General features: G+C 53.8%; 22 protein-coding genes. 15 read left to right on the top strand and 7 right to left on the bottom strand.

Annotated elements, in window-relative coordinates; all coding sequences use genetic code 11:
• The first annotated feature begins 68 nt into the window (after positions 1 to 68).
• Both argE and ppc read left to right on the top strand, forming a co-directional pair.
• A complete protein-coding gene (gene argE, locus C1N58_RS18305) occupies positions 69 to 1,217 on the top strand; it encodes an acetylornithine deacetylase (protein ID WP_033738113.1) in 1,149 nt (382 codons plus the stop codon).
• A gap of 350 nt (positions 1,218 to 1,567) precedes the next feature.
• Complete coding sequence (gene ppc, locus C1N58_RS18300) at positions 1,568 to 4,216, top strand: phosphoenolpyruvate carboxylase (RefSeq protein ID WP_006121177.1); 2,649 nt, start codon at positions 1,568 to 1,570, stop codon at positions 4,214 to 4,216.
• Positions 4,217 to 4,690: 474 nt separating this feature from the next.
• Here the strand turns inward: ppc and C1N58_RS18295 are convergent, their stop codons facing one another.
• Together C1N58_RS18295 and metB are read right to left on the bottom strand one after the other, a co-directional pair.
• Complete coding sequence (locus tag C1N58_RS18295) at positions 4,691 to 7,123, bottom strand: bifunctional aspartate kinase/homoserine dehydrogenase II (RefSeq protein ID WP_394550186.1); 2,433 nt, start codon at positions 7,121 to 7,123, stop codon at positions 4,691 to 4,693.
• Between the two features lie 2 nt (positions 7,124 to 7,125).
• A complete protein-coding gene (gene metB / locus C1N58_RS18290) occupies positions 7,126 to 8,286 on the bottom strand; it encodes a cystathionine gamma-synthase (protein WP_394550185.1) in 1,161 nt (386 codons plus the stop codon).
• Between the two features lie 269 nt (positions 8,287 to 8,555).
• Here metB and metJ point away from each other — a divergent pair, with 269 nt between their 5' ends.
• Positions 8,556 to 8,873: a met regulon transcriptional regulator MetJ gene (gene metJ, locus C1N58_RS18285; protein ID WP_006121309.1), complete on the top strand. Its 318-nt coding sequence runs from the start codon at positions 8,556 to 8,558 to the stop codon at positions 8,871 to 8,873.
• Between the two features lie 74 nt (positions 8,874 to 8,947).
• Here the strand turns inward: metJ and rpmE are convergent, their stop codons facing one another.
• Positions 8,948 to 9,163, bottom strand: a complete 216-nt coding sequence (gene rpmE / locus C1N58_RS18280) for a 50S ribosomal protein L31 (RefSeq protein WP_006121308.1) — start codon at positions 9,161 to 9,163, stop codon at positions 8,948 to 8,950.
• 224 nt (positions 9,164 to 9,387) lie between these two features.
• On the opposite strand from rpmE, the gene priA reads away from it, so the two are divergent.
• From priA to rraA, 6 genes are all read left to right on the top strand, one after another.
• Positions 9,388 to 11,583, top strand: coding sequence for a primosomal protein N' (gene priA, locus C1N58_RS18275; protein ID WP_394564396.1), 2,196 nt, complete (start codon positions 9,388 to 9,390; stop codon positions 11,581 to 11,583).
• Between the two features lie 164 nt (positions 11,584 to 11,747).
• Complete coding sequence (gene cytR, locus C1N58_RS18270; RefSeq protein ID WP_006121306.1) at positions 11,748 to 12,782, top strand: DNA-binding transcriptional regulator CytR; 1,035 nt, start codon at positions 11,748 to 11,750, stop codon at positions 12,780 to 12,782.
• A 156-nt stretch (positions 12,783 to 12,938) separates the two neighbouring features.
• Positions 12,939 to 13,880, top strand: coding sequence for a cell division protein FtsN (gene ftsN / locus C1N58_RS18265; RefSeq protein ID WP_394564395.1), 942 nt, complete (start codon positions 12,939 to 12,941; stop codon positions 13,878 to 13,880).
• Positions 13,881 to 13,968: 88 nt separating this feature from the next.
• The gene (gene hslV / locus C1N58_RS18260) at positions 13,969 to 14,499 is read left to right on the top strand and encodes an ATP-dependent protease subunit HslV (RefSeq protein WP_006121303.1); all 531 of its coding nucleotides are present in this window, start codon (positions 13,969 to 13,971) and stop codon (positions 14,497 to 14,499) included.
• Between the two features lie 10 nt (positions 14,500 to 14,509).
• Positions 14,510 to 15,847, top strand: coding sequence for an HslU--HslV peptidase ATPase subunit (gene hslU / locus C1N58_RS18255; protein WP_006121302.1), 1,338 nt, complete (start codon positions 14,510 to 14,512; stop codon positions 15,845 to 15,847).
• 160 nt (positions 15,848 to 16,007) lie between these two features.
• The gene (gene rraA / locus C1N58_RS18250; protein WP_006121301.1) at positions 16,008 to 16,493 is read left to right on the top strand and encodes a ribonuclease E activity regulator RraA; all 486 of its coding nucleotides are present in this window, start codon (positions 16,008 to 16,010) and stop codon (positions 16,491 to 16,493) included.
• A gap of 54 nt (positions 16,494 to 16,547) precedes the next feature.
• Here rraA and zapB read toward each other — a convergent pair whose 3' ends face one another.
• Positions 16,548 to 16,787: a cell division protein ZapB gene (gene zapB / locus C1N58_RS18245; protein WP_006121300.1), complete on the bottom strand. Its 240-nt coding sequence runs from the start codon at positions 16,785 to 16,787 to the stop codon at positions 16,548 to 16,550.
• A gap of 418 nt (positions 16,788 to 17,205) precedes the next feature.
• On the opposite strand from zapB, the gene C1N58_RS18240 reads away from it, so the two are divergent.
• From C1N58_RS18240 to glpX, 3 genes are all read left to right on the top strand, one after another.
• Positions 17,206 to 18,054 carry an MIP/aquaporin family protein gene (locus tag C1N58_RS18240; protein ID WP_394550184.1) on the top strand — a complete coding sequence of 283 codons (849 nt, stop codon included), beginning with the start codon at positions 17,206 to 17,208 and terminating at the stop codon, positions 18,052 to 18,054.
• Between the two features lie 29 nt (positions 18,055 to 18,083).
• The gene (gene glpK, locus C1N58_RS18235; protein ID WP_039342527.1) at positions 18,084 to 19,595 is read left to right on the top strand and encodes a glycerol kinase GlpK; all 1,512 of its coding nucleotides are present in this window, start codon (positions 18,084 to 18,086) and stop codon (positions 19,593 to 19,595) included.
• Between the two features lie 94 nt (positions 19,596 to 19,689).
• On the top strand, positions 19,690 to 20,700 hold the full coding sequence (gene glpX / locus C1N58_RS18230; protein WP_394550183.1) for a class II fructose-bisphosphatase: 1,011 nt from the start codon (positions 19,690 to 19,692) through the stop codon (positions 20,698 to 20,700).
• Here glpX and emrD read toward each other — a convergent pair.
• Positions 20,690 to 21,883 (bottom strand): multidrug efflux MFS transporter EmrD, encoded by a 1,194-nt coding sequence (gene emrD, locus C1N58_RS18225; RefSeq protein ID WP_394564900.1) that lies wholly within the window; start codon positions 21,881 to 21,883, stop codon positions 20,690 to 20,692. The two genes, glpX and emrD, sit on opposite strands and share 11 nt — an antisense overlap.
• Positions 21,884 to 22,153: 270 nt before the next feature.
• Between emrD and fpr the strand changes: the two genes are divergently transcribed.
• Positions 22,154 to 22,900: a ferredoxin--NADP(+) reductase gene (gene fpr / locus C1N58_RS18220; RefSeq protein WP_033738099.1), complete on the top strand. Its 747-nt coding sequence runs from the start codon at positions 22,154 to 22,156 to the stop codon at positions 22,898 to 22,900.
• Here fpr and C1N58_RS18215 read toward each other — a convergent pair.
• On the bottom strand, positions 22,891 to 23,325 hold the full coding sequence (locus C1N58_RS18215; RefSeq protein WP_006121293.1) for a DUF805 domain-containing protein: 435 nt from the start codon (positions 23,323 to 23,325) through the stop codon (positions 22,891 to 22,893). The two genes, fpr and C1N58_RS18215, sit on opposite strands and share 10 nt — an antisense overlap.
• Before the next feature lie 98 nt (positions 23,326 to 23,423).
• Between C1N58_RS18215 and C1N58_RS18210 the strand changes: the two genes are divergently transcribed.
• Positions 23,424 to 24,014 (top strand): DUF1454 family protein, encoded by a 591-nt coding sequence (locus C1N58_RS18210; RefSeq protein WP_006121292.1) that lies wholly within the window; start codon positions 23,424 to 23,426, stop codon positions 24,012 to 24,014.
• Positions 24,015 to 24,134: 120 nt separating this feature from the next.
• Positions 24,135 to 24,902 carry a triose-phosphate isomerase gene (tpiA, locus tag C1N58_RS18205; RefSeq protein ID WP_033738096.1) on the top strand — a complete coding sequence of 256 codons (768 nt, stop codon included), beginning with the start codon at positions 24,135 to 24,137 and terminating at the stop codon, positions 24,900 to 24,902.
• Positions 24,903 to 24,933: 31 nt separating this feature from the next.
• Here the strand turns inward: tpiA and C1N58_RS18200 are convergent, their stop codons facing one another.
• On the bottom strand, positions 24,934 to 25,707 hold the full coding sequence (locus C1N58_RS18200) for a CDP-diacylglycerol diphosphatase (protein ID WP_164483240.1): 774 nt from the start codon (positions 25,705 to 25,707) through the stop codon (positions 24,934 to 24,936).
• Positions 25,708 to 25,812: the final 105 nt, after the last annotated feature.

The following is a 25,812-nucleotide window of genomic DNA, read 5'->3' as shown; positions in this document are numbered from 1 at the left end:
CGTTAATGTATTTTTATTCACTATTAATGCATGAATATTGATACATCCTAACTCAAGGACCGTCAACAGTGAAGACAAAATTACCGCCTTTTATCGAACTCTACCGCCAGTTGATCGCAACACCGTCTATCAGCGCAACCGATGCCGCTCTCGATCAGAGCAATGAAACTTTAATCAATTTACTGGCTGGCTGGTTCCGTGACCTGGGTTTTACCGTGGAAGTCCAACCCGTGCCGGGCACGCGGCATAAATTTAATATGCTGGCGCGCACCGGAAGCGGTGCGGGCGGTCTGCTGCTTGCCGGGCACACCGATACCGTTCCGTTTGATGATGGTCGCTGGACTCGCGATCCCTTTACCCTGACCGAGCACGACAACAAGTTGTACGGTCTGGGTACCGCCGATATGAAAGGCTTCTTCGCGTTTATTCTGGACACGCTCCGTGATGTGGATGTGACAGCCCTGAGTAAGCCGCTTTATATTCTGGCCACCGCTGATGAAGAAACCACCATGGCGGGCGCGTCATATTTTGCCGCATCCACACAGCTTCGCCCTGACTGCGCCATTATTGGCGAACCGACGTCTCTGAAACCTGTCCGTGCGCACAAAGGACATATCTCAAATGCGATTCGTATTCAGGGTCAATCCGGCCATTCCAGCGATCCGGGTCGCGGCGTCAACGCCATTGAGCTGATGCATGAGTCGATTACCGAACTCATGCAACTGCGCAATACGCTGAAAGCCCGTTACAACCATGATGGTTTTGCGATTCCTTATCCCACAATGAACTTTGGTCATATTCATGGCGGTGATGCAGCAAACCGTATCTGCGCCTGCTGCGAATTGCACATGGACATCCGCCCTTTGCCGGGGCTGACGCTGAGCGATCTTGACGCGCTGCTGAATGAGGCACTGGCGCCGGTGAGCGAACGCTGGCCGGGACGGATTACCATCGAAGAATTGCATCCGCCGATTCCGGGCTATGAATGTCCGGTTGACCATGAGCTGGTCAAGGTGGTGGAAAAACTGCTGGGTACACCGACAGAAGTGGTGAATTATTGCACTGAAGCCCCGTTTATCCAGCAACTTTGTCCAACGCTGGTGCTGGGCCCGGGTTCTATCAACCAGGCGCATCAGCCGGACGAATTTATCGATACCGCATTTATTCAGCCTACGCGCGCCTTAATCGCTCAGGTTGTGCAGCATTTCTGTCACTAATTATCATCAAACGGGGCATTTCACTGTATTAACAGCAAAATGCCCTGCCAATCTGTGGGATTTGATAATAAGAATAACTTATCCCGCTTCGCCGCTATCAAATTCCATGAATTTCCGTCAGTTAGCTGCACGTTTCCCTCACTTTAAGTCATTTGACGAACGCCTGATTACGTGGCTAGATAAAAGACGATGTTATACCCACTGGGCAATCATCCCACTTTATTCAGCTTGCGACGGGCAGCAACTGAAGAACCCCGGTCAGAGCCGGGAGGACGACGTTGCTGGCTTTTCTGCTGCCTGAAAAGGCCGGGTATAGAGGTTTATCAAGACGATAAGGGTGTCAGGGTCACATGAACGAACAATATTCCGCAATGCGAAGTAATGTCAGTATGCTCGGCAAACTGCTCGGGGATACGATTAAGGATGCGCTGGGAGAGAATATCCTGGGCCAGGTGGAAACCATCCGTAAGCTTTCTAAGTCATCCCGTGCAGGAAATGACACTCATCGTAAGGAATTGCTGAATACGCTGCAAAACCTGTCAAATGACGAGTTATTGCCCGTGGCGCGTGCCTTTAGTCAGTTCCTCAACCTCACTAACGTGGCTGAGCAGTATCAAACGATTTCCCGCAGCGGCGATGGCGCAAACCACCCTGAACTATTGAAAAAAACATTTGAAACCCTCAAGCAAAATAATCTCAGTGAAAGTGCGATTCATAAAGCCATTGAATCACTTTCCCTGGAACTGGTTTTAACCGCGCACCCTACTGAAATTACACGCCGCACGCTGATTCACAAACTGGGCGAGGTCAACAGCTGTCTTGAACAACTCGACCACAGCGATATCTCTGAATACGAACGCAACCAGATTATGCGCCGCCTGCGCCAACTGGTCGCGCAGGCCTGGCATACGGATGAGATCCGTAAATACCGTCCAACGCCGGTTGATGAAGCCAAGTGGGGATTCGCCGTCGTTGAAAACAGCCTGTGGGAAGGTGTACCTGCATTTTTGCGTGAGCTGAATGAGCAGGTAGAAGAGACGTTTGGCATTAAGTTACCGGTTGATTTTGTGCCGGTGCAGTTCACCTCCTGGATGGGCGGAGACCGTGACGGTAACCCGAACGTCACCGCCGCCATTACCCGCCATGTTATGCAGCTCAGCCGCTGGAAAGCCACCGATCTGTTTCTGCGCGATATTGGCGTGTTGATTTCGGAACTGTCGATGTCCGAATGCAGTCAGGAAGTTGCCGAGCTGAGTGGCGATCCTGAGGCGCTGGAGCCGTATCGCGTGATCTTAAAGCGTCTGCGCAGTCAGCTAATGTCTACCCAGGCTTACCTGGAGCGCCGCCTGAAAGGCGAGCGCTTGCCCCGCCCGGCAGACCTGCTGGTCTCCAACGCGCAGTTGTGGGATCCGCTTTTCGCTATCTATCAGTCCCTGCAGCAGTGCGGCATGGGCATTATTGCCAACGGTCAGTTACTGGATACGCTGCGCCGTGTGAAATGCTTTGGCGTGCCGCTGGTTCGCATCGACGTCCGTCAGGAAAGCACCCGTCACACTGAAGCTATCGCTGAAATTACCCGCTATCTGGGCCTGGGCGATTATGAAAGCTGGTCGGAAGCCGACAAGCAGGCTTTTCTTATCCGTGAGCTGAACTCCAAGCGCCCTTTACTTCCACGCAGTTGGGAACCGAGTGACGAAACCCGCGAAGTGCTGGAAACCTGCAAAGTAGTGGCAGAAGCGCCCCAGGGCTCTATCGCAGCCTATGTCATTTCGATGGCGAAAACGCCGTCTGATGTCCTTGCCGTCCATCTGTTACTGAAAGAGGCTGGCATTCCGTTCGCTATGCCGGTTGCTCCCCTGTTTGAAACCCTGGATGACCTGAACAATGCCAATGATGTGATGAGCAAACTGCTTAACATCGACTGGTACCGTGGTTTTATTCAGGGCAAACAAATGGTCATGATTGGCTATTCCGACTCGGCGAAAGATGCCGGCGTGATGGCCGCCAGCTGGGCACAATACCAGGCACAGGATGCACTGATTAAAACCTGCGAAAAGGCGGGCGTTTCCCTCACGCTATTCCACGGACGCGGCGGCACCATCGGCCGCGGTGGTGCACCCGCGCATGCCGCACTGCTGTCCCAGCCGCCAGGCAGCCTCAAAGGCGGCCTGCGCGTGACGGAACAGGGCGAAATGATTCGCTTCAAGTACGGCTTGCCGGAAGTCACTATCGCCAGCCTGTCGCTTTATACCGGCGCGATTCTGGAAGCCAACCTGATGCCGCCGCCGGAACCCAAACCGGAATGGCGTAATATCATGAACCAGCTTTCTGCCGACTCCTGCGCCATGTACCGGGGTTATGTGCGTGAGAATAAGGATTTTGTGCCTTACTTCCGTTCCGCAACCCCTGAGCAGGAACTGGGCAAGCTGCCCCTGGGCTCTCGTCCGGCGAAGCGTCGTCCGACGGGCGGTGTGGAATCCCTGCGCGCCATTCCCTGGATTTTTGCCTGGACGCAAAACCGCCTGATGTTACCCGCCTGGCTGGGCGCGGGCGCCGCCCTGCAGCAGGCGATGCTGGCAGGCCATCAGGATCAGCTTGAGGCCATGTGCCGCGACTGGCCCTTTTTCTCAACCCGCCTTGGTATGCTGGAAATGGTGTTTTCGAAAGCAGACCTGTGGCTGGCGGAGTATTACGATCAGCGGCTGGTTGATAAATCGTTATGGCCATTAGGTAAACAGCTGCGTGACCAGCTGGATGCCGATATTAAAGCGGTGCTGACCATCGCCAACGATTCCCATCTGATGGCGGACCAGCCGTGGATTGCCGAATCGATTGCCCTGCGTAACGTTTATACCGATCCCCTGAACGTACTCCAGGCAGAGCTGCTTCACCGTTCACGTGCACAGGAAGCCCGTGGTGAAGAACCGGATGCGCGTGTCGAACAGGCGCTGATGGTGACGATTGCCGGTGTCGCTGCAGGGATGCGTAATACAGGTTAACTCACAGAAACAGGGCGGTTGATACCGCCCTGTTTCGTATCAGTTAACGTCATCCTCATATCGCCATTACAGGTCGCCCAACTGACGCGGGGGCAAAAGGTATCGCACATTTCAGATTGTAGAAATACCGGTCTTTTACCCTTTCGCGTGACAGAATATTCACCCTGTTCGTAGCAGGCTCAGGTGACCAATGGCATGCCATAGCTTCTCTGCCATTTCGCTGATCCGGGGCGGGAAGAATGAAGAGTAATCTGTCCGTTTAGCGCTGACCGGCAAAAAAACGCATCCTGCCACCACCACCCAACGCTTCCCCCTCAACATAGTGAGACGTTCAGACATTCAACGTGACCGATGCTCCCCTCAGCGCCAGTCAAAATGGCGCCACAGGCAGGCAAACGTTACCGCACGTTATGACATCGGCGAGCAGAAACAGGGCAAAAAAACAGGTGCCGGAGCACCTGTGTTAAAACCTGTTTAGAGGAGTTGCGCGAGGCGATTGATATCAGACTGTATCGCGCCTGCCGTGACGTCACGACCCGCGCCAGGTCCGCGAATCACCAGAGGATTATCGCGATACCAGCGGCTGTCGATGGCAAACACATTATCGCAGGGCAGTAAGGCTGCCAGAGGATGCTCAGGACGAACGGCTTCCACACCCACACGTGCTTTGCCATTGGCATCAAACCGTGCCACATAACGCAGGACCAGCCCCATTTCCTGGGCGGCTTCAAACCGTTGCAGCATCTGCTCGTTAAGTTCGTCACCGTTCTCGAAGAAATGGTCGACGGATTCATCACAGTTCTGGGGCACCAGTGACTCGACGCGTACCTGATCGGGTTCAATGTTATAGCCCGCTTCACGGGCCAAAATGACCAGCTTACGCATCACATCCTCGCCAGACAGATCAACACGCGGATCCGGCTCGGTTAAGCCCTGCTGCCATGCCTGATCCACCAGTTCGGTAAAGGGCACCGTCCCGTCAAACTGCAGGAACAGCCAGGACAATGTGCCAGAGAAAATACCGCTAATCGACAGAATGGTATCGCCACTTTCACGCAGATCCCGCACCGTATAGTTGATGGGTAAACCTGCGCCTACGGTGGCGTTATATAACCAGTGACGCCCGGTTTTTTCGAAGGCATCGCGAATCTCACGCCAGGTTTGCGTGTCGGACGCGCCCGCAATCTTATTAGCGCTAATCACGTGGAAGCCATGACTGGCAAAATCCAGATACTGCTGTGCCAGTGGTTTACTGGCGGTGACGTCCAGCACCACAAGATCATCGTAAGGATGCGCCCGCATCCACAGAAACAGCGATTCTTCATCACGTGTTTCCGCTTCATCGTCAAAGAAGGCCAGCGCGCGACTGGCATCAAGCCCGTCATAGTTCAACAGGCTGCGTTGACTGTCGACCACACCCGCCAGCACAAATTCAAAACCGGTTCGTGCTGATAAGGTTTCCTGCTCACGCGCAAACAGTTCCAGCCAGCGTGAGCCGATATTGCCTTTGCCAAACAGCATCAGGCCAATTCGCTTTTCGGCACGAAACAGGGAGCTGTGTAAGCCCTGAATTAAATGCTGCGTCGGCCCCACGCGCAGGACCGCCACCACGCTGATATGTTCTGGCGACTGACAAACAAACTCAACCGGCTGATCTTTCAACTGCTGCCAGAAACGGTGCGTATGCAACGGATTACGAGTCACGCCTGCTCCGACCAGCGCCACCAGCGCTAAGCCATCACGTAACTGTAAATGCCCGGGTAAGCCTGCGTCCTGCAACAACGTGAAGGCGCTGTTAACCACTTCAGAGGTGTAACAGAGTTGCAGCAGCTGACGATCAGGATGAACGCCCATTGCCAGTGGGCGCATCTGCGCACGCGTGAGCAACTGATCGATCTCTTTGCGCAAGAGCGTAAAATCGTGCTGCCCGGGAAGCTGGATTTCGACCAGACACACATCATCGTGACTGGTCACAATGCGTGCGCCCGTTCCGGAAGCGAGGACGCGCTCAATACGGGTTGAGCCCTGTTCTGGCTGATAGCTACAGCGCAACTGCAAATCGATGTCGCTGCCGGAAACGGGCTGTAAGGTGCGGGTATGCAGCACCGGTGCGGCGAGGCGCGCCAGTTCACTGGCCTCATCAAGACGCAGCAGCGGCAGCAGACAGGCATCAGAAACTTTACGTGGATCGGCACTGTAAACACCCGCCACATCACTCCAGATAGTGACGCGTCCCACACCGGCCAGCGCACCAATTTGTGTGGCGGAGTAATCAGAGCCATTACGCCCCAGCAACACGGTTTCACCCGCATCGTTGGCGCAGATAAAGCCCGTCACCACGATACGTTTATGGGGATGCTGGGCCAGCAGCGTTTGTAACAACGGCCAGGATTTTCCTTCATCAACCTGAGGCTGCGCGGCGCGTTCTGCACGCAGAAAATCGCGCGCGTCCAGCCAGCAGGCCTGCAGATCGTGTTGATTCAGCACGGCGGACATTAAACGTGCCGACCAGACTTCACCATGGCCCACGACTTCCGCATAAACCGCGTCGGTAACGGTACCATCGAGTAATCCGGCAAGCTTCTCAAGATCGCGAATAAAGGCCGATAATAAAGGTTCGGCGATTTCGGCAGGCAACAGGGCACTGATGAGCTCACTCTGATAACGACGTAATGTCTGCTGCACCTGATGCGCGGACAAGCGGTCACTCTGGCTCAGTTTCAGCCAGCTAATCAGCTGATTGGTCGTTGAACCTGCGGCTGAGACCACCATCATGTCGCCTGGCTGGCTGTAATCCGCCATGATGCTGGCAACACGTTGGTAGCAGCGTGCATCGGCAAGGCTGCTGCCACCAAACTTGTGGAGCTGTCTGTTGTTTGGCGTTCCTGCGCCTGCTGAAATCGTCATGGTTAATCCTCTGCTGCGATCCGGAATGCATTATCCAAATCGGCAATTAAATCTTCGTGGTCTTCAATCCCCACAGAAATACGGAGCAATGTTTCAGAAATACCTGCTGCGGCACGGGCTTCTGCAGACATGCCAGCGTGCGTCATGGTCGCGGTATGCGAGATTAAGCTCTCAACGCCACCCAGTGATTCAGCCAGCGTAAACAGTTCAAGCGCTTTCAGGAAACGACGCAAGCGCGCTTCATCGCCATCCAGTTCGAAACTGAGCATGGCGCCAAACCCACGCTGCTGACGCGCAGCGACTTCATGCCCGGCATTTTCTGGCAGAGAAGGATGATACAACTTTTTCACCAGGGGCTGCTGCTTCAGATAAGCAATAATTTCTAACGCATTACGCTGAGCAGCGGCCATACGCGGCCCCAGCGTACGCATACCACGTAACAGCAGGTAGCTGTCAAAAGCGGAACCGGTCACGCCAATATTATTCGCCCACCACGCCAGATCGGTCGCGACCTGAGGATCTTTGGCAATAACAGCGCCAGCCACGACATCGGAGTGCCCGTTTAAATATTTGGTACAGGAGTGAATAACCAGATCTGCGCCCAGCGCCAGCGGATTTTGCAGCGTCGGACTCATAAAGGTGTTGTCCACAACGCTTACTGCGCCTACTTTGCGCGCGGCGTCGCAGATGGCCGCGATATCGACGACACGCAGCAGCGGGTTACTGGGGCTTTCTACTAATACGAGCTGAGGTTTCTCGTCCAGCGCAGCCTGTAGCGCGGCACTGTCGCCTTGATCGACAAACTTCACCCGATAAGCACCGCGCTTGCTTAAACTATCGAACAGACGGTAGCTGCCGCCATAGCAGTCGTGCGGCGCCACCAGCAAATCGCCAGGCTTCAGGAAAACCGTTGTGACCAGATGAATGGCGGACATGCCGGTATTAGTCAATACCGCGCCCGCCCCGCCTTCCAGCTCTGCCAGCGCGCGTTGCACAACGTCGCGCGTAGGATTACCACGACGAGAATAATCGTGGGCTCGCGGCTCATTGAAATCATGGAAGTTATAGGTGCTGGAAAGGTGGATGGGCGGGACAACGCAGCCATATTGCTCGTCGTCATTCAAACCGCTGCGCACTGCGATGGTTGCCTGTTTACGCGTCATAGGGCTAACTGTTCCTGAAGTGAGAAATAAACTGACCACAGGATATCAGCTTACATTTAGACGTCAATACATCTGGACATCCAAATGTCTTTGCGTATAGATTGAGCATGGCCGCAATAACCGCTAAAATTATGCGCCCATGCTGGCGTTCAACCCATTTTCTTCCTGTGTTGGACGAAGAAACCCGCCAGAGAAGGGGTCCGGTAGAAGAAAATCAGGCATAATCGGCTGATTTCGTAACTTTTAACTTTTATTGATTAAGGTATCCCATGGCTGAATGGAACGGCGAATATATCAGCCCGTACGCTGAGCACGGCAAGAAGAGCGAACAGGTTAAAAAAATCACGGTTTCTATTCCGTTGAGCGTGTTAAAGATTTTGACTGACGAACGGACACGTCGTCAGGTGAATAACCTGCGCCATGCGACCAACAGTGAGCTCCTGTGCGAAGCCTTCTTGCATGCTTTTACCGGACAACCGTTACCAAATGATGTCGATTTGCGTAAAGAACGTAACGACGAAATCCCGGAAGAAGCGAAGAAAATTATGCGCGAGATGGGCATTGACCCGGACACCTGGGAATACTGAGTCAGCCAGACATAAAAAAACCCAGCCTGAGCTGGGTTTTTCTTGCCGCCGAACAAATGTTCGAATGCCGTTTCTTATTTTTTGGTGCCTGGCACGCTGAAACGCTTGTTGAAGCGGTCAACGCGGCCACCAGTGGCAACTTCACGCTGCTTACCGGTGTAGAACGGGTGGCACTTACCACAAACGTCCAGGTTCAGTTCGTGAGTCAGCGTAGAGCGAGTGTGAATCACGTTACCGCAAGTACAGTTGATGGTAACTGCTTCGTATTTAGGGTGAATACCTTGTTTCATGGGAAACCTCATAGAAGGCCGTGTCGCTCTCCGCGCCAGGACGAAACCTGCGCAGCACCACACGCGATTGAACATTAATGGTGTACTCCGGTAAGGTCTTTCCTACCGAAGGCGGCATATTATACAGGCTAATGTTTGCTGCTGCAAATGTCGCCTGAGATATCCGTCCTGTGCGCCAGCGTGTACACTAATCGCCCTGTCAGATGAACCGGAAAGAGAAAGTTATGCCCGTTGTTCAGGTTGCCCTGCCCGTTCCCCTTCCCCGCCTTTTTGACTATCTGCCGCCTGAGGGTGTGCAGCCGGTGACTGGCGGTCGCGTGATCGTGCCGTTTGGTAACCGGAAAATGATCGGCATTGTGGGGGCGTTCTCTGACAGCAGCGATTTGGCGACCTCACAGCTTAAACAGGTGCTTACCGTCCTGGACAGGGAATCCCTGTTTCCGTCCTCTCTGTGGCGCATTCTTCACTGGGCAGCCGACTATTATCACTCTCCGCTGGGTGAGGTGCTCAGCCATGCCATTCCGGTACTCCTCAGACAAGGTAAACCGGCTCAGGATGATCCCCTGTGGCGTTGGGAAATCACGGAACAGGGCCGCGCGACGTCCCCGGAAAGTCTTAAACGCGCGCCCAGACAACAACAAGGCCTGGCGGTGCTGCGCCAGCAACCGCTCTATCGTCATGAAGTCAGTGAACATGACCTGACCGAGGCGGCTATGCAGGCGTTGCGCGCGAAAGGGCTTTGCGAATTGCACGAGCACCAGCCGCAAATGCATGACTGGCGAACCGCGTTTGCGGTAAAGGGTGAGCGTCTGCGCCTGAACACCGATCAGGCGACTGCGGTGGGCGCCATTCGGGGAGAAGATGAGCACTATGCCGCCTGGCTGCTGGCAGGAATTACAGGTTCCGGTAAAACCGAGGTGTATCTCAGCGTACTGGAAAATGTGCTGGCGCGGGGGAAACAGGCACTGGTGCTGGTACCGGAAATTGGCCTGACGCCACAAACCATTGCCCGTTTCCGTGAACGTTTTGACGCGCCGGTGGATGTCCTGCATTCGGGACTTAATGACAGCGAGCGTCTGTCCGTGTGGCTGCGGGCGCGACGGGGGGAAAACGCCATCATTATTGGTACGCGTTCCGCGCTCTTTACCCCCATGGCGCGACCGGGCGTGATCATTATTGATGAAGAGCACGACAGTTCCTATAAGCAACAGGAAGGCTGGCGCTATCAGGCACGGGATCTGGCTGTCTTCCGCGCGCATGAAGAAGACATTCCTGTTGTCATGGGATCCGCAACGCCGGCACTGGAAACCCTGCATAACGTGCGTAACGGTAAATATCGCCAGCTTGATCTGATGAAGCGTGCCGGCAATGCTAAACCGGCACTGCAGCAGTTGATCGACCTGAAAGGGGCACAACTTACTGGTGGCCTGGCACCCGCCCTGATCTTCAAAATGCGTCAGCACCTGAAAGCCGATAACCAGGTTCTGCTGTTTCTGAACCGCCGCGGTTTTTCGCCGGCTCTGCTCTGTCACGATTGCGGCTGGATCGCCGAATGCCAGCGCTGCGACCGTTATTACACGCTGCATCAGCATCACCGCCAGTTGCGTTGCCACCACTGTGACAGTCAACGACCGTTGCCGCATCAGTGCCCGCAATGTGGTTCAACACATTTACTGCCGGTCGGTGTGGGCACGGAACAGCTGGAGCAACAGCTCGGCACCCTTTTTCCCGGCGTCCCTGTCTCACGCATTGACCGTGATACCACCAGCCGAAAAGGCGCTCTTGAACAGCACCTCGCCGACGTTCATCGCGGGGGCGCGCGTATTCTGGTTGGCACGCAGATGCTGGCAAAAGGTCATCATTTCCCGGATGTCACCTTAGTGTCGCTGCTGGATGTAGACGGTGCCTTGTTCTCAGCCGATTTCCGTGCTGCGGAGCGCTTTGCTCAACTGTATACCCAGGTGGCAGGACGTGCCGGACGTGCCGGTAAGCAAGGTGAGGTTTTACTGCAAACCCATCATCCTGATCATCCCCTGCTGCAAACGCTGCTGCATCAGGGCTACTTCGCTTTCGCACAACAAACGTTGCTGGAGCGCCAGTCGGTCTTTTTACCTCCCTGGACGCACCATGCCTTATTCCGGGCAGAAGACATGGATAATCATCAGGCTGCAGAATTTCTGCAACAGCTACGCAATATGCTGGAAGCCAGCCCGCATAACGATGCGTCAATGTGGTTTATGGGCCCGTTACCTGCCTTGCAGCCCAAACGCAGTGGCCGCTGGCGCTGGCAGTTACTGGTTCAGCATCCCTCGCGTAAACGCCTGCAACAGTTGCTGAGCAGTTCGTTGCCGCTGGTCACAACCTTGCCCGCCTCACGAAAGGTGAAGTGGACGCTGGATGTCGATCCTACCGAAAGTTAAGACCGGCCAGGTTGCGAGCGGGATCGAAATACGTCGCATAAGTCACAACTTTTATGCAAATTAAGTAACAGCCTTGTTGGCCAATCGATAACAATAGTGCCCGGCTTATTTTTATACCCGTCGATACGAACGTTGAATGCGCGATTACGCATCAGGAGCATGTGTTGGATCAGAATCAACCGCCGGCCGCCGCCACCATGAAAGACGTCGCAGAAAAAGCCGGCGTCTCCACTGCTACCGTGTCGCGTGCGCTGATGAATCCCGAAAAAGTCTCTTCGGCCACCCGTCAAAAGGTGGAACAGGCCGTCGCGGCCGTAGGCTATGCGTCGCAAAGCATGACACGACATTCCCGGCGCAACGACACACAAACGATTTTGTTGATCGTCCCCAATATCTGCGATCCCTTTTTCAGCGACATTATTCGCGGCGTTGAAGTCGCCGCCTCAGAAGCCGGTTATCTCGTGCTTATCGGCGATTGTGCGCATCAGAAACCGCAGGCGTGGACATTTCTCAACCTGATACTGACACGTCAGATTGATGGCATGGTGCTGCTGGGCGCGCAGTTACCTTTTGACGTCAGCCCGGACGAACAACGTAATCTTCCGCCCATGGTGATGGCGATTGAGTTCGATCCCGAGATGTCGTTGCCGACGGTGAATATCGACAATCTTACCGCCTCATTTGTTGCCGTTAACCATCTGCTGGAGTTAGGCCATAAACGCATCGCCTGCCTGGCCGGTCCGGAAGATGTCGCCCTGTGTCAGTATCGTCTGCAGGGCTACGTACAGGCGTTACGACGCAGCGGGATTAGCGTCGATCCGACCTGTATTGTTCGGGGAGATTTCACTTTCGAATCAGGTGTGGCCGCGATCAATCAGCTCATGACCTTAGCCGAGCCCCCGCAGGCCCTCTTTTGTCACAGCGATATCATGGCCATCGGTGCCATCAGTCAGGCAAAAAAACTGGGCTTACGTGTGCCGGAAGACCTGTCCGTGGTGGGATTCGATGACATCGAGCTGTCGCGCTACTGCGAACCGCCGCTGACCACGGTGAAACAACCCTGTTTTGACATTGGCCGGGAAGCGGTGCTGCTACTGCTGAACGAACTTCAGGGGAAAGGCACGCGGAGCGGGTCAAAGTTACTCGACGCAGAATTAGTGATACGCGGTAGCACAACATTGGCAAAAATGGGGCGTTGATACAGAAAATGTTCCGCTATTTTCAGGAGATTCTTAGGGCTATCATTGCTGGTCAAAGTTCCAGCCCTTAAGTAACATGGCGGGCTCCTTGCCGGGCGTATGGTAACAACGGATTCGCCCACATGGCATCATATTTTGAAGGGTATCAGGACGAGAGTGGCACAGAAAGATTATGTAGGCCGCGGGCGTTCAACAGGGACGCGTCGCAAGAAAAGCCCCAGCCGTGGTAAAAAAACGAAAAGCGGTTCAGGCACCTCTAAACTTATGATTGTACTGGCGGTGGCTGTATTAGTGACCTTTGCCGGTGGTTTATGGTTCCTTGCGCATCATAAGAAGGAAGATGTGCCGGTCATTACGGATCATAAAGCCAACGGTAATGGCTTGCCGCCCAAGCCTGAAGAACGCTGGAAATACATAAAAGAGCTTGAAAATCGTCAGGTTACCGTTCCAACGCCCAGCGAACCAACCTCGGGTGGCGAAGTCCAGTCACATACCCAGTTGACGGATGAGCAACGTCAGTTGCTGGAACAAATGCAGGCAGATATGCGCCAGCAGCCTACCCAGTTGAACGAAGTCCCGTGGAACGAGCAAACCCCGGCACAGCGGCAGCAAACGCTGCAACATCAACAACAGGTTCAGCAATACCAGCATCAACAACAGGTGCAACAATTCCAGCGTCAGCAACAGCAGGTGCAGCAACGTCAGCAACAGGTACAACAGCCGCGTCAGCAGATTCAGGAACAACATACGCAGCGCCAGCAACAGCAGAATACCCAGCAGCAGCCACAACCTGCGCCGGTGACACGCGAACCTACCGCCCAGCCTAAGACACAGGATACGGCGAAAACGAAACCTGCTGAAAAAGCGGCATCGCAACGCTGGATGGTGCAGTGCGGTTCGTTCAAGGGAACAGAACAGGCTGAATCCGTGCGTGCTGCCCTGGCGTTCGAAGGTTTTGAAAGTCGCCTCACCTCCGGCGGCGGCTGGAACCGTGTGGTGGTAGGGCCCTTTAAAGATCGGGCCAGTGCCGACAGTACGCTGAAACGTCTGCGTGCGTCAGGCCATTCCGGCTGCATTCCGCTCGCCATTGGGGGTTGAAACCCGTCAAACCCGCCCCATATCTGTCTGCATGATCCTCCGCGCCTTGTGCGCGGAGCTTTTTTCCGACAGTAAAAGGGGTCTGCCCGTGACAACAATAGTAAGTGTTCGACGCAACGGCCAGGTAGTGATTGGCGGTGATGGCCAGGCTACGCTCGGTAATACCGTAATGAAAGGCAACGTTAAAAAAGTGCGTCGTCTTTACAACGATAAAGTCATTGCTGGCTTCGCTGGCGGTACCGCCGATGCCTTTACCCTGTTTGAACTCTTCGAACGTAAACTTGAAATGCATCAGGGCCATCTGGTGAAAGCGGCCGTTGAGCTGGCAAAAGACTGGCGCACCGATCGGATGTTGCGCCGTCTTGAAGCGCTACTGGCGGTGGCCGATGAATCCGCCTCGCTGATTATCAGTGGTAATGGTGACGTCATTCAGCCTGAAAACGATCTTATTGCCATCGGTTCAGGCGGTCCCTTCGCCCAGGCGGCGGCGCGCGCACTCCTGGAGAATACAGAGCTGGGCGCACGTGACATCGTTGAGAAATCGTTGAATATCGCTGGCGATATTTGCATCTACACTAACCACAACGTTAATTTTGAAGAATTAACGTCTAAGTCGTAAGGATTTAACCATGTCTGAAATGACTCCACGCGAAATCGTCAGCGAACTGAACCGCTTTATCATTGGTCAGGACAGCGCCAAGCGCGCCGTGGCCATCGCGCTGCGTAATCGCTGGCGCCGTATGCAGCTTGATGAAGAGTTGCGTCACGAAGTGACACCGAAAAACATTCTCATGATCGGCCCGACCGGTGTGGGTAAAACGGAAATTGCTCGCCGACTGGCAAAACTGGCTAATGCCCCCTTCATCAAGGTGGAAGCTACCAAGTTCACCGAAGTGGGTTATGTCGGTAAAGAAGTCGACTCCATCATTCGCGACCTGACGGACTCCGCGATTAAAATGGTGCGTAGCCAGGCCATTGAGAAGAACAAATACCGCGCAGAAGAAATGGCGGAAGAGCGCATCCTGGATGTCCTCATCCCGCCGGCAAAAAATAACTGGGGACAGGCTGAACACACCAGTGAGCCCTCATCTGCGCGTCAGTCTTTCCGTAAGAAGCTGCGTGAAGGCCAGCTTGATGATAAAGAAATTGAGATCGACTTAGCCGTAACAGGGCCGGGTGTAGAAATCATGGCACCGCCGGGCATGGAAGAGATGACCAGCCAGCTACAGTCCATGTTCCAGAATCTGGGTGGTCAAAAGCAAAAGCCACGCAAACTCAAAATCAAAGAAGCGATGAAGCTGCTGATTGAAGAGGAAGCGGCCAAGCTGGTTAACCCGGAAGAACTGAAACAGGATGCTATCGACGCGGTTGAACAGCACGGCATCGTCTTCATCGATGAGATCGATAAGATCTGTAAACGCGGCGGCCAAAACGCCGGTGGCCCCGATGTTTCGCGCGAAGGTGTCCAGCGCGACCTGCTGCCACTGGTAGAGGGCTGTACCGTGTCGACAAAACATGGCATGGTTAAAACTGACCATATCCTGTTTATCGCCTCGGGCGCATTCCAGGTGGCCAGCCCGTCTGATTTGATTCCTGAGCTGCAGGGCCGTTTACCGATTCGCGTTGAACTGCAGGCGCTGACGGTCAATGATTTCGAACGCATTCTGACTGAACCGAATGCCTCCGTCACCGTACAGTACAAAGCGCTGATGAATACCGAAGGCGTGAACATTCACTTCACCGACGATGGTATTCGACGCATCGCGGAAGCGGCCTGGCAGGTCAACGAAACGACCGAGAACATCGGTGCGCGTCGTCTCCATACCGTACTGGAGCGCCTGATGGAAGATATTTCTTACGATGCCAGCGATCGCAGCGGTGAGTCCGTAACCATCGATGCTGATTACGTCGGCAAGCATCTGGATGAACTGGTTGCAGATGAAGATTTAAGCCGCTTTATTCTGTAACTCTCCGCGTCCATGCGTTGTATCAAAGCCCAGACATTACGTCTGGGCTTTTTTCTGCATGCGATTGATGCAGGACCGTTTTTTTACGGTTGATGATTTTGCCAACAATTAGCATAAAGCGATATACTTAGCGCTCCTGTGGCAAACAGACGAAACCCTTATGAAATACGATACTTCTGAACTCTGCGACATCTACCACGAAGAAGTGAATGTTGTTGAACCGCTTTTCTCAAATTTCGGTGGGCGGACCTCATTCGGCGGTCAGATAACCACAGTGAAATGCTTTGAAGATAACGGCCTGCTTTACGATCTGTTGGAAGAAAATGGCCGGGGTCGCGTACTGTTAATTGATGGTGGAGGCTCAGTGCGGCGTGCGTTAGTGGATGCACAACTTGCGCGTCTGGCAGCACAGAATGAGTGGGAAGGCATCGTCGTTTACGGCTCAGTTCGTCAGGTTGACGAACTGGAAGAGCTGGAAATTGGTATCCAGGCCATTGCAGCCATTCCGGTGGGCGCAGCGGGCGAAGGGATTGGTGAAAGCGATGTGCGCGTGAATTTTGGTGGCGTCACTTTTTTCTCAGGCGATCACCTTTATGCGGACAACACCGGGATGATTTTGTCGGAAGACCCGCTTGATATTGAATAATATCTGCAAACGAAAACGGGTGCCAATGGCACCCGTTTTCGTATCAGCAGAGGCTTAAACCTCTTCCATTTTTCCCAACAAGGCACGCAGGCGTTCTTGCCAGACATGCTGCTCCTCTTTCAAATGCTGATTTTCACGCATCAGAGCTTCGTGGTTGCCGGCTGCGTTCTGCGCCTCATTGCGCAGGTTGTTGTTCTGCTCTTTCAGCTCTTCAATTTCCATTTGCAGCAAGGTGATAGTATCAATCGCCTGCTGTACTTTCGCTTCCAGTTTCTCAAACACTTCAAATGACATCTTTCTGACCTCTCCTAAAATCCTGCAAGGCGTTGATGATGCCAGCTTTCGCACACAAGGCGTTTACCAGCAACGTTGTCCCGATTGTATGTAGCCTCATCCCGCAAGTCCAGCAACGCAGGCCTGCAGTCCACCGTCAGTACCACTTTTCAGCCTATCCCTAAAAACCACTTTTTGCGGCGCACATTACTGTCAGAGCCTGAAGAAAGCCCGCAGAAAGGCACTTAATGGCGCTTAAAGAAAACTAAAACACGCGAAAACGCGCATTTTTTTGACGCGCCACACAAAAATTGATTTCGCTATTTCTCGTTTATGCTCGTTAACGATAAATTAACATCAGCCCTACAACGAAGATGGGTGACTCACGGACTGAGAACAAAAACTGATAAAATTTAACCTCGCTTCAGGAACAACTATCATGAGTCAGACTACAACCACACTCAAAGGTCAGTGTATTGCCGAATTTCTGGGTACCGGTTTGATCCTGTTTTTCGGCGCGGGTTGTGTTGCCGCGCTTAAGCTGGCTGGTGCCTCTTTTGGCCAATGGGAAATCTGTATCATCTGGGGCTTAGCCGTTTCAATGGCGGTCTACCTCAGTGCTGGCGTATCAGGCGCCCACCTCAATCCAGCCGTTACGATTGCACTCTGTCTTTTCGCTAATTTTGAAGGCCGCAAAGTCGTGCCTTATATCCTGTCTCAGGTCGCAGGCGCATTCTGTGGCGCAGCGCTGGTATATGGTCTTTACTACAGCTTGTTTATCAATTTCGAACAAAGTCATAACATGGTGCGCGGTTCAGTTGAAAGCCTGAGTCTGGCCGGCATTTTCTCTACCTATCCCAATCCACAGATTTCCGTGGGCCAGGCGTTCCTGGTAGAAATGGTCATCACCGCGGTATTGATGTCTGTGATTATGGCGTTGACGGATGACGGCAACGGCGTTCCACGTGGTCCAATGGCACCCCTGTTGATTGGCCTGCTGGTAGCAGTGATTGGCGGTTCAATGGGTCCACTGACCGGCTTTGCACTGAACCCGGCTCGTGATTTCGGACCTAAAGTTTTCGAATGGCTGGCTGGCTGGGGCTCCGTTGCCTTTACTGGCGGCCATCAGATCCCTTATTTCCTTGTGCCAATTTTTGGTCCACTGGTCGGTGCTTGCCTGGGTGCCTTTGGTTATCGCGCCCTGATTGGTCGCCATTTACCCGGCGCGGTGATTGCCTCACCCACCACTGACAAACCGATTGCGTCCGCGCATGAACGTAAAGCGTAAGTTCCACTTTTATCATCAGGAATGAATTTATGACTACCACCGATAAAAAATACATCGTCGCTCTGGATCAGGGCACAACCAGTTCACGCGCTGTTGTGCTGGATCATGACGCTAACATTGTGGCGGTATCGCAACGCGAATTTACTCAAATCTATCCCAAAGCAGGCTGGGTAGAACATGACCCTATGGATATTTGGGCGTCCCAGAGTTCAACGCTCGTAGAAGTGCTGGCCCATGCTGATATTCGTTCTGATGAAATCGCCGCTATCGGCATTACGAACCAGCGTGAAACGACCATCGTCTGGGATAAAGAAACGGGCAAGCCAGTTTATAATGCCATTGTCTGGCAGGATCCCCGTACCGCTGACTACTGTCACAAGCTGAAGAGTGAAGGGCTGGAAGAATACATTCAGCACACCACGGGTCTGGTGATTAACCCCTACTTCTCCGGCACCAAAGTAAAATGGATTCTTGATAACGTTGAAGGTGCGCGTGAGCGTGCAAAACGTGGCGAATTGCTGTTCGGTACTGTGGATACCTGGCTGGTCTGGAAAATGACTCAGGGACGTGTGCATATCTCCGATTACACGAATGCCTCACGTACCATGTTGTTCAACATCCACACACTTGAATGGGATCAACGCCTGTTGGATGTCCTTGATATCCCGCGTGAAATGTTACCAGAAGTGAAATCTTCGTCTGAAGTATACGGACAGACCAACATCGGTGGTAAAGGCGGTACGCGTATTCCTATCGCCGGTATTGCAGGTGACCAGCAGGCTGCGCTTTATGGTCAAATGTGCGTGCAGCCGGGAATGGCGAAAAACACCTACGGCACTGGCTGCTTTATGCTGATGAACACCGGTACCGAAGCGGTGACCTCAACGCACGGTCTGCTGACGACTATTGCCTGTGGCCCGCGTGGAGAAGTGAACTACGCGCTGGAAGGTGCCGTCTTTATCGGTGGTGCAGCCATTCAGTGGTTACGCGATGAGATGAAGTTGATTAGCGATGCAGCTGACTCTGAATATTTCGCGATGAAAGTGAAAGATTCCAACGGCGTATATATGGTGCCAGCCTTTACCGGTCTGGGCGCACCTTACTGGGATCCCTATGCGCGTGGTGCGCTGTTCGGCCTGACACGTGGTGCGAATGCAAACCACATCATCCGTGCAACACTGGAGTCCATCGCTTACCAGACGCGTGACGTCCTTGAAGCCATGCAAAACGATGCTAACACACGTCTTCAGTCACTCCGTGTCGACGGTGGTGCCGTTGCCAATAACTTCCTGATGCAGTTCCAGTCTGACATTCTGGGTACGCGCGTTGAGCGTCCAGAAGTGCGCGAAGTCACAGCGCTGGGTGCCGCCTATCTGGCAGGTCTGGCCGTTGGCTTCTGGAAAGACCTGGATGAAGTCCGTGCTAAAGCTGTCGTTGAGCGCGAATTCCGTCCAACTCTTGAAACCACAGAGCGTAACTTCCGCTACGCCGGCTGGAAAAAAGCCGTTGCGCGCGCGCAAGCGTGGGAAGAAAAAGAGTAATCTGCCCTATGCCCGTGACTTCGGCTGTCACGGGCCTTTTCCCCGCCTTCTCCCTCCGCTACACTGCCTGCCTGTTTTTTGTCAGGTGCCTACAATGAAACGAGAACTTGCCATTGAATTTTCCCGCGTAACCGAAGCTGCCGCGCTGGCAGGCTATAAATGGTTAGGACGCGGCGACAAAAACGCGGCCGACGGTGCGGCGGTCCATGCCATGCGTCACGTCTTAAATACCATCCAGATCGACGGCCAGATTGTGATTGGCGAAGGGGAAATCGACGAAGCCCCGATGCTTTATATCGGCGAGAAAGTGGGAACCGGTCAGGGTGACGCAGTAGATATTGCGGTCGATCCCATTGAAGGCACACGCATGACGGCGATGGGACAAGCCAATGCGCTTGCCGTCATGGCCGTAGGCGATAAAGGCACCTTTCTTCATGCGCCTGACATGTATATGGAGAAGCTGATCGTGGGTCCGGCGGCGCGCGGCCATATAAATCTGAACCAACCGCTTGAGCTTAACCTGCGTAATATCGCGATCGCTATGAATAAACCGTTGTCACAGCTCACCGTATCGATCCTGGCCAAGCCGCGCCATGACGCTGTCATTCAGCAGCTTAAAGCGCTGGGCGTACGCATTTTTGCCTTTCCCGATGGCGACGTTGCGGCATCCATACTGACCTGTATGCCGGACAGTGAAATTGACGTGATGTACGGGATTGGCGGCGCACCTGAAGGCGTGGTTTCAGCCGCCGTTATCCGTGCGCTGGATGGTGATATGCAAGGCAGATTACTGGCACGTCACCATGTGAAAGGTGACACGGAGGAAAACCGCCGCATTGGCGAATATGAACTGAAACGGTGTGCTGGTATGGGAATCGAAGCCGGAAAGGTCCTGCCACTTCAGACGATGGCGCGCAATGATAATGCCGTTTTTGCGGCCACCGGCATCACCAGCGGCGACCTGCTGAAAGGTATTACTCGTCAGGGCAATATGGCCACCAGCGAAACGCTGTTAATACGCGGCAAATCGCGCACGATTCGCCGCATTCAGTCTGTACATTATCTCGACCGTAAAGATCCAGCTCTGCACCCTTTTATCCTGTAACCGCCTGATTGTCACCTGCTGGCTGGCGCGAAAGCGGTAGCCAGCAGAGCAGCATCACCAGCGCCGTGACGAACATCAGCATGCCAAGACTGAACTGATCGCGCTGTGGCATCAACGCCGACAAAGAAGCGACCAGCCCGGACCCCAGGTTCTGCATACCACCAATCAATGCACCCGCGCTTCCTGCCAGCCAGGCATAGGGTTCCATGGCACCCGATGTCGCCAGGGGAAACAGCATCCCCGCGCCAAAGAAGAACAGCGATGCCGGTATCAATAACGTCCAGATAGTCATGATGCCAAACCAGGCAGGCACCCACATCAGCACTGCTGCCAGCAGGCAACTGTTGACGCCAAACCACATCAGGCTGTGCCAGGAACGCTGCTCACGCCCGGCAAACCATGCCCCAAAGAAGGCGGCCGGGATGGGCAGAATGAACAAGATACTGACGGTAAAACTGTTCAGACCCAGTACGCCGCCCAGCAGCACACCACAGCTGGCCTCAAAGACGGCAATGCCTGACAGCGCACCAATCAGCAGTACCAGATAGCGGACAAAATTCGCATCGCGTAACAGACGAATGTAACGTTTAAGGAACGGCGTTACTTCGGCGCTGACCGGGCGTGTTTCCGGCAACCAGCACGCCATAGTCACCGTCACGATCATGCATAACAGCAGTAAAAAAGCGAAACAGGCATGCCAGCCAAACAGTTGTGTCAACGCTGCGCCAATCACTGGCGCGACTAACGGGCTGGCAAGCACGCCCATGTTGAGCCAGCTGTTCGCCTGACGTAACGCATGGCCATTATAGAGGTCGCGCGGCATGGTCCGCGCTATCACCCCGGCCACGCCAGTGCCCGCGCCCTGAATCGCACTGCCAATGACCAGCATATCCAGTGATGAAGCCAGTAAGGCGATCATTGATCCGATCATAAAGATCGCCATGCCCGCCAGGATCACCGGACGGCGTCCTACGCTGTCAGACAACGGGCCATAGATCAGCTGCGATCCACCATAGGTCATTAAATAGGCCGCCATGACATGTTGCATCATGCCGTTACGCACCTGCAGTGCGTCCGCCATTGCCGCCATTGCCGGCACATAAATGGTCTGAGCCATCTGCCCTACTGCGACCAATGCGATGAGCATGATCAACAACGGGCGATTTTCTATCTTCTTCATCATCATTGAACAAAAATTCTGTATGAAAAGGAACGTTTAAACAGCACAACTAACGGCTGAAACAGGTTGTGGCAGGAAAATATCAGGATTACGTGACAAAGCGAGTGATTCACACAAAGTGGGTGCGCCATTCACGTCAATAAATGCAACCAGGATGTAAACTTAATATTACAGTTTGTCGATTAGAGCCTTTGCCCCGTTACCGACTGGTAATCTGTCAGAGCAGTAGCGAAGATGTTTATCCGCCTGACTATCAACGCTTAAGGAGTCACTATGGCCGAGTGGATCAATGCGCAAGTGAAGGAAGTGAAAAACTGGACCGATGCGCTGTTTAGCCTGCGGGTTAAGGCACCGATTGCCCCCTTCCATGCCGGACAGTACGCAAAACTGGCACTCGAAATTGAGGGCGAACGTGTGCAGCGAGCTTACTCTTACGTCAATGCACCCAATGACGACCTGCTTGAGTTCTACTTAGTCACCGTACCCGACGGCAAATTAAGCCCGCATCTGCAGGCGCTGCGCCCCGGTGATCAGGTGATGATCACCAAAGATGCGGCGGGCTTTTTTATTCTGGATGAAGTCCCTGAGTGTCAAACATTATGGATGCTGGCGACCGGTACCGCCGTGGGCCCTTACTTGTCGATCCTGCAACAGGGCGAAGGCCTGGATCGCTTCGATAATATCGTCCTGGTCCATGCCGCCCGTTATGCCGCCGACCTGAGCTTTTTACCGCTGATGCAGCAACTCCAGCAAATCTATAACGGTAAGTTGCAGATCATCACGGTTGTCAGCCGTGAGGAAAGTCTGGGGTCGCTGACGGGACGCATTCCGGCCCTGATTGAGAATGGCAAGCTGGAGCAGGCAGCAGGGTTAGCCATTGACGCAGAGACCAGCCATGTCATGGTTTGTGGTAATCCACAGATGGTACGTGATACGCAGCAGTTACTGAAAGAGACGCGCGGTATGCGCAAGCACCTTAAGCGCAAACCCGGCCATATCACCAGCGAAAACTACTGGTAAGGCGCGCGTTTCAGACGCAAGGGCACCGGCGCGGCACCAAAGCGGTTGTCGCCGACGGTGCCACGAAACACCCCCAGATCCAGAATCAATCCGGCCAGGATAATAAAGGGCAGTACGCGCCCGATGAGCCACTGTAACACTTCTCCCGTCATGCTCCAGTTGCCTGCCATCAGTAGCCAGGCGGCAATCAGCAGCAGAGCCCAGTAGCCCCGGCGATCGCGATCGTGCAGGCGTTTAACCACAATCGCGCTGGCAGGCCACAATAAGCAGACGATGCCAAACGCAGCCATCTGAGTGTCCAGCAGATCGTTACCTGCCAGGAAAAACAGCAGGCTGGTTAGCAGTACCCAGATTGCCTGCCAGAGCCAAAAATCCCGACGCCCTACGCGCCCGCGAAAAGAGAAAAACCATTGCTGGATTATCATGCACTTTCCTTAGACAAAATTTTACGCTGCACACTTTTGACCTTGAAGATAAAAACCGTTCTAATTTGGCATCGAGTTTATTGGTCAGAGCCGACAAAATGAAGAATTTGCCAGGCGTACTGTTGCTGAGCGTCGCGCTGACGGTTCCGGTATTTGCCGCCGATCCGCAACCCCTCGACAAGGCTGAACACATGCCAACCGCACCCTATCTGTTACCGGGCGCACCCACGCTGGACATGACCATTGGCCAGTTTCGTGAAAAATACAACCTGGCCAATCCCCAATTGCCGCTCAGGGAATACAGTGCCATTGATACGCGCGATGAAAAGAGCGATCTGACACGCGCCGCCACCAAAATTAATGAAACCCTTTATTCTTCTACGGCGCTTGAGCCGGGCACGGGCAAAATCAAAACATTGCAGATCACGTGGCTGCCGATTCCGGGGCCTGACCAGAGTGCCTCGCAGGCTAAGGCGCTTGATTATATGACCGCCATGTTACGTTTTTTTGTGCCGGGACTCACGCAGGAAGAAGGGCGAAAAAAGCTGGAAACGCTGCTTAAAGCCGGTAAAGGCTCACGATACTATGAGCACGTTGAAGGCGCACTGCGTTTCGTGGTTTCAGATAACGGGGATAAAGGACTCACCTTTGCCATTGAGCCGGTAAAACTGGCGCTGGCTACGCCCTGATGGACGGGGCAAAAATGACGAAAAGCAAAGCCATGGCATTATTTGATCTCTATACTGTCTGGCAGACAACGTTGCCCCAGGGCAGCGCCATTTCATGTATCGCGTTATGCGGAGGATAGAATGCGACATCCACTGGTTATGGGTAACTGGAAGTTGAATGGCAGCAAGCATATGACAGCCGAACTGATCGACGGTCTGCGCAAAGAACTGTCGGGCGTGGAAGGCTGTGGCGTTGCTATTGCCCCCCCTGCGCTCTATCTTGATCAGGCTAAACATGCTGTCTCCGGTAGCCATATTGCACTGGGTGCTCAAAACGTTGATGTAAACCTGTCTGGCGCATTTACCGGCGAGATTTCCGCTGAGATGCTGAAAGATATTGGCGCGAAGTACATCATCATTGGTCACTCAGAACGCCGCACTTACCATAAAGAAAGCGATGAATTCATTGCGAAAAAATTTGCCGTCTTAAAAGCAGCGGGTCTGGTGCCGGTTCTGTGCATCGGCGAAACCGAAGCCGAAAATGAAGCAGGCAAAACCGAAGAAGTGTGTGCACGTCAGCTTGATGCTGTACTGACCACTCAGGGTGCCGAAGCATTTAAAGATGCGGTTATCGCTTACGAACCCGTCTGGGCGATTGGCACGGGTAAATCAGCCACCCCAGCGCAGGCGCAGGCCGTTCACAAATTCATTCGTGACCATATCGCGAAAAAAGATGCTGCTGTCGCTGAGCAAGTGATTATTCAGTACGGTGGTTCAGTCAACGATAAAAATGCAGCCGAGCTGTTTACGCAGCCGGACATTGACGGTGCCCTGGTTGGCGGTGCGTCACTGAAAGCCGATGCATTTGCGGTCATCGTTAAAGCAGCCGCGGCAGCCAAACAAGGCTGACCTGGCGCTTAGTCCATTCTGAGCGGCCAAATCAGGCCGCTTTTTTTATGGGTTGCAGTAACGCGCAGTCGTGATCCTGCACTTCCTCAGCGGAACCTTTATTTAACAACAGCCAGTTGCGCTCCACTGCCATCAGTATCAACCGCCCATCAGACAAGCGCGCTAACGCGAGGCCGTAGCGGCCCATCTCATCGCGTGCATGCGGTATCTCAGCGGCCAGACGGATAAATACGCTTTGCTCTGCCAGCTCGGCTTCACTCAGCGTACGCACGTGATAAGGATGACTGAGAAAGGTGACGGCTTTCCATTCCGGTGTGAACGTGGGTGTCAGCGCATCCAGTTGCTTTCTCACATCAGGCCGAAGGCATGAAAGATGAATATGAAGCTGATTCTGGGTACGGCCGTACTGGGAATTGATGGCCAGTGACAGCACACTGTCGTTGATAGGCTTGCCATATTTTTGCGCCACGACGCCTCTGTCCTGCCAGGCCAGGTCAAAATAATTCGGCGTGTCTGAACGGAGCAACTGTGGGCTTTCGATTCCGGTGATTTTATCAATGGGGATGAGCAGATACTGAAGGGGGCCGTTTCGGTCTTTCAACAGCGCGTAGCGGTGCTGCAGATCAACGTGCTGACACGGCGCGGGTTGACCATGCGTGAGCTGATCGGGCAGACACTTTTCACTGACGATTTGCCAAAGCGCATCCGCATTCGTTTTAACATGCGTAGCCGCAACCAGGATCCCTGCGCCAATCAATACCAGCAGAAGCGCAATGATGATGAAGGCCCGACGATTTGCCTGCATTGTTATCTTCCCCTGACTGTTTTCATTCGCATCCTCACCTGACAGCGCGTAAATGTCACGCATAAAAAAACCAGCGTTTCCGCTGGCTTCAAGAATAACCGGTAA

The sequence above is a fragment of the Pantoea sp. SGAir0180 genome, from assembly GCF_043546245.1.
Note: the sequence above shows the minus strand (reverse complement) of the source record. Positions and strands in the feature narration are given on the sequence as shown.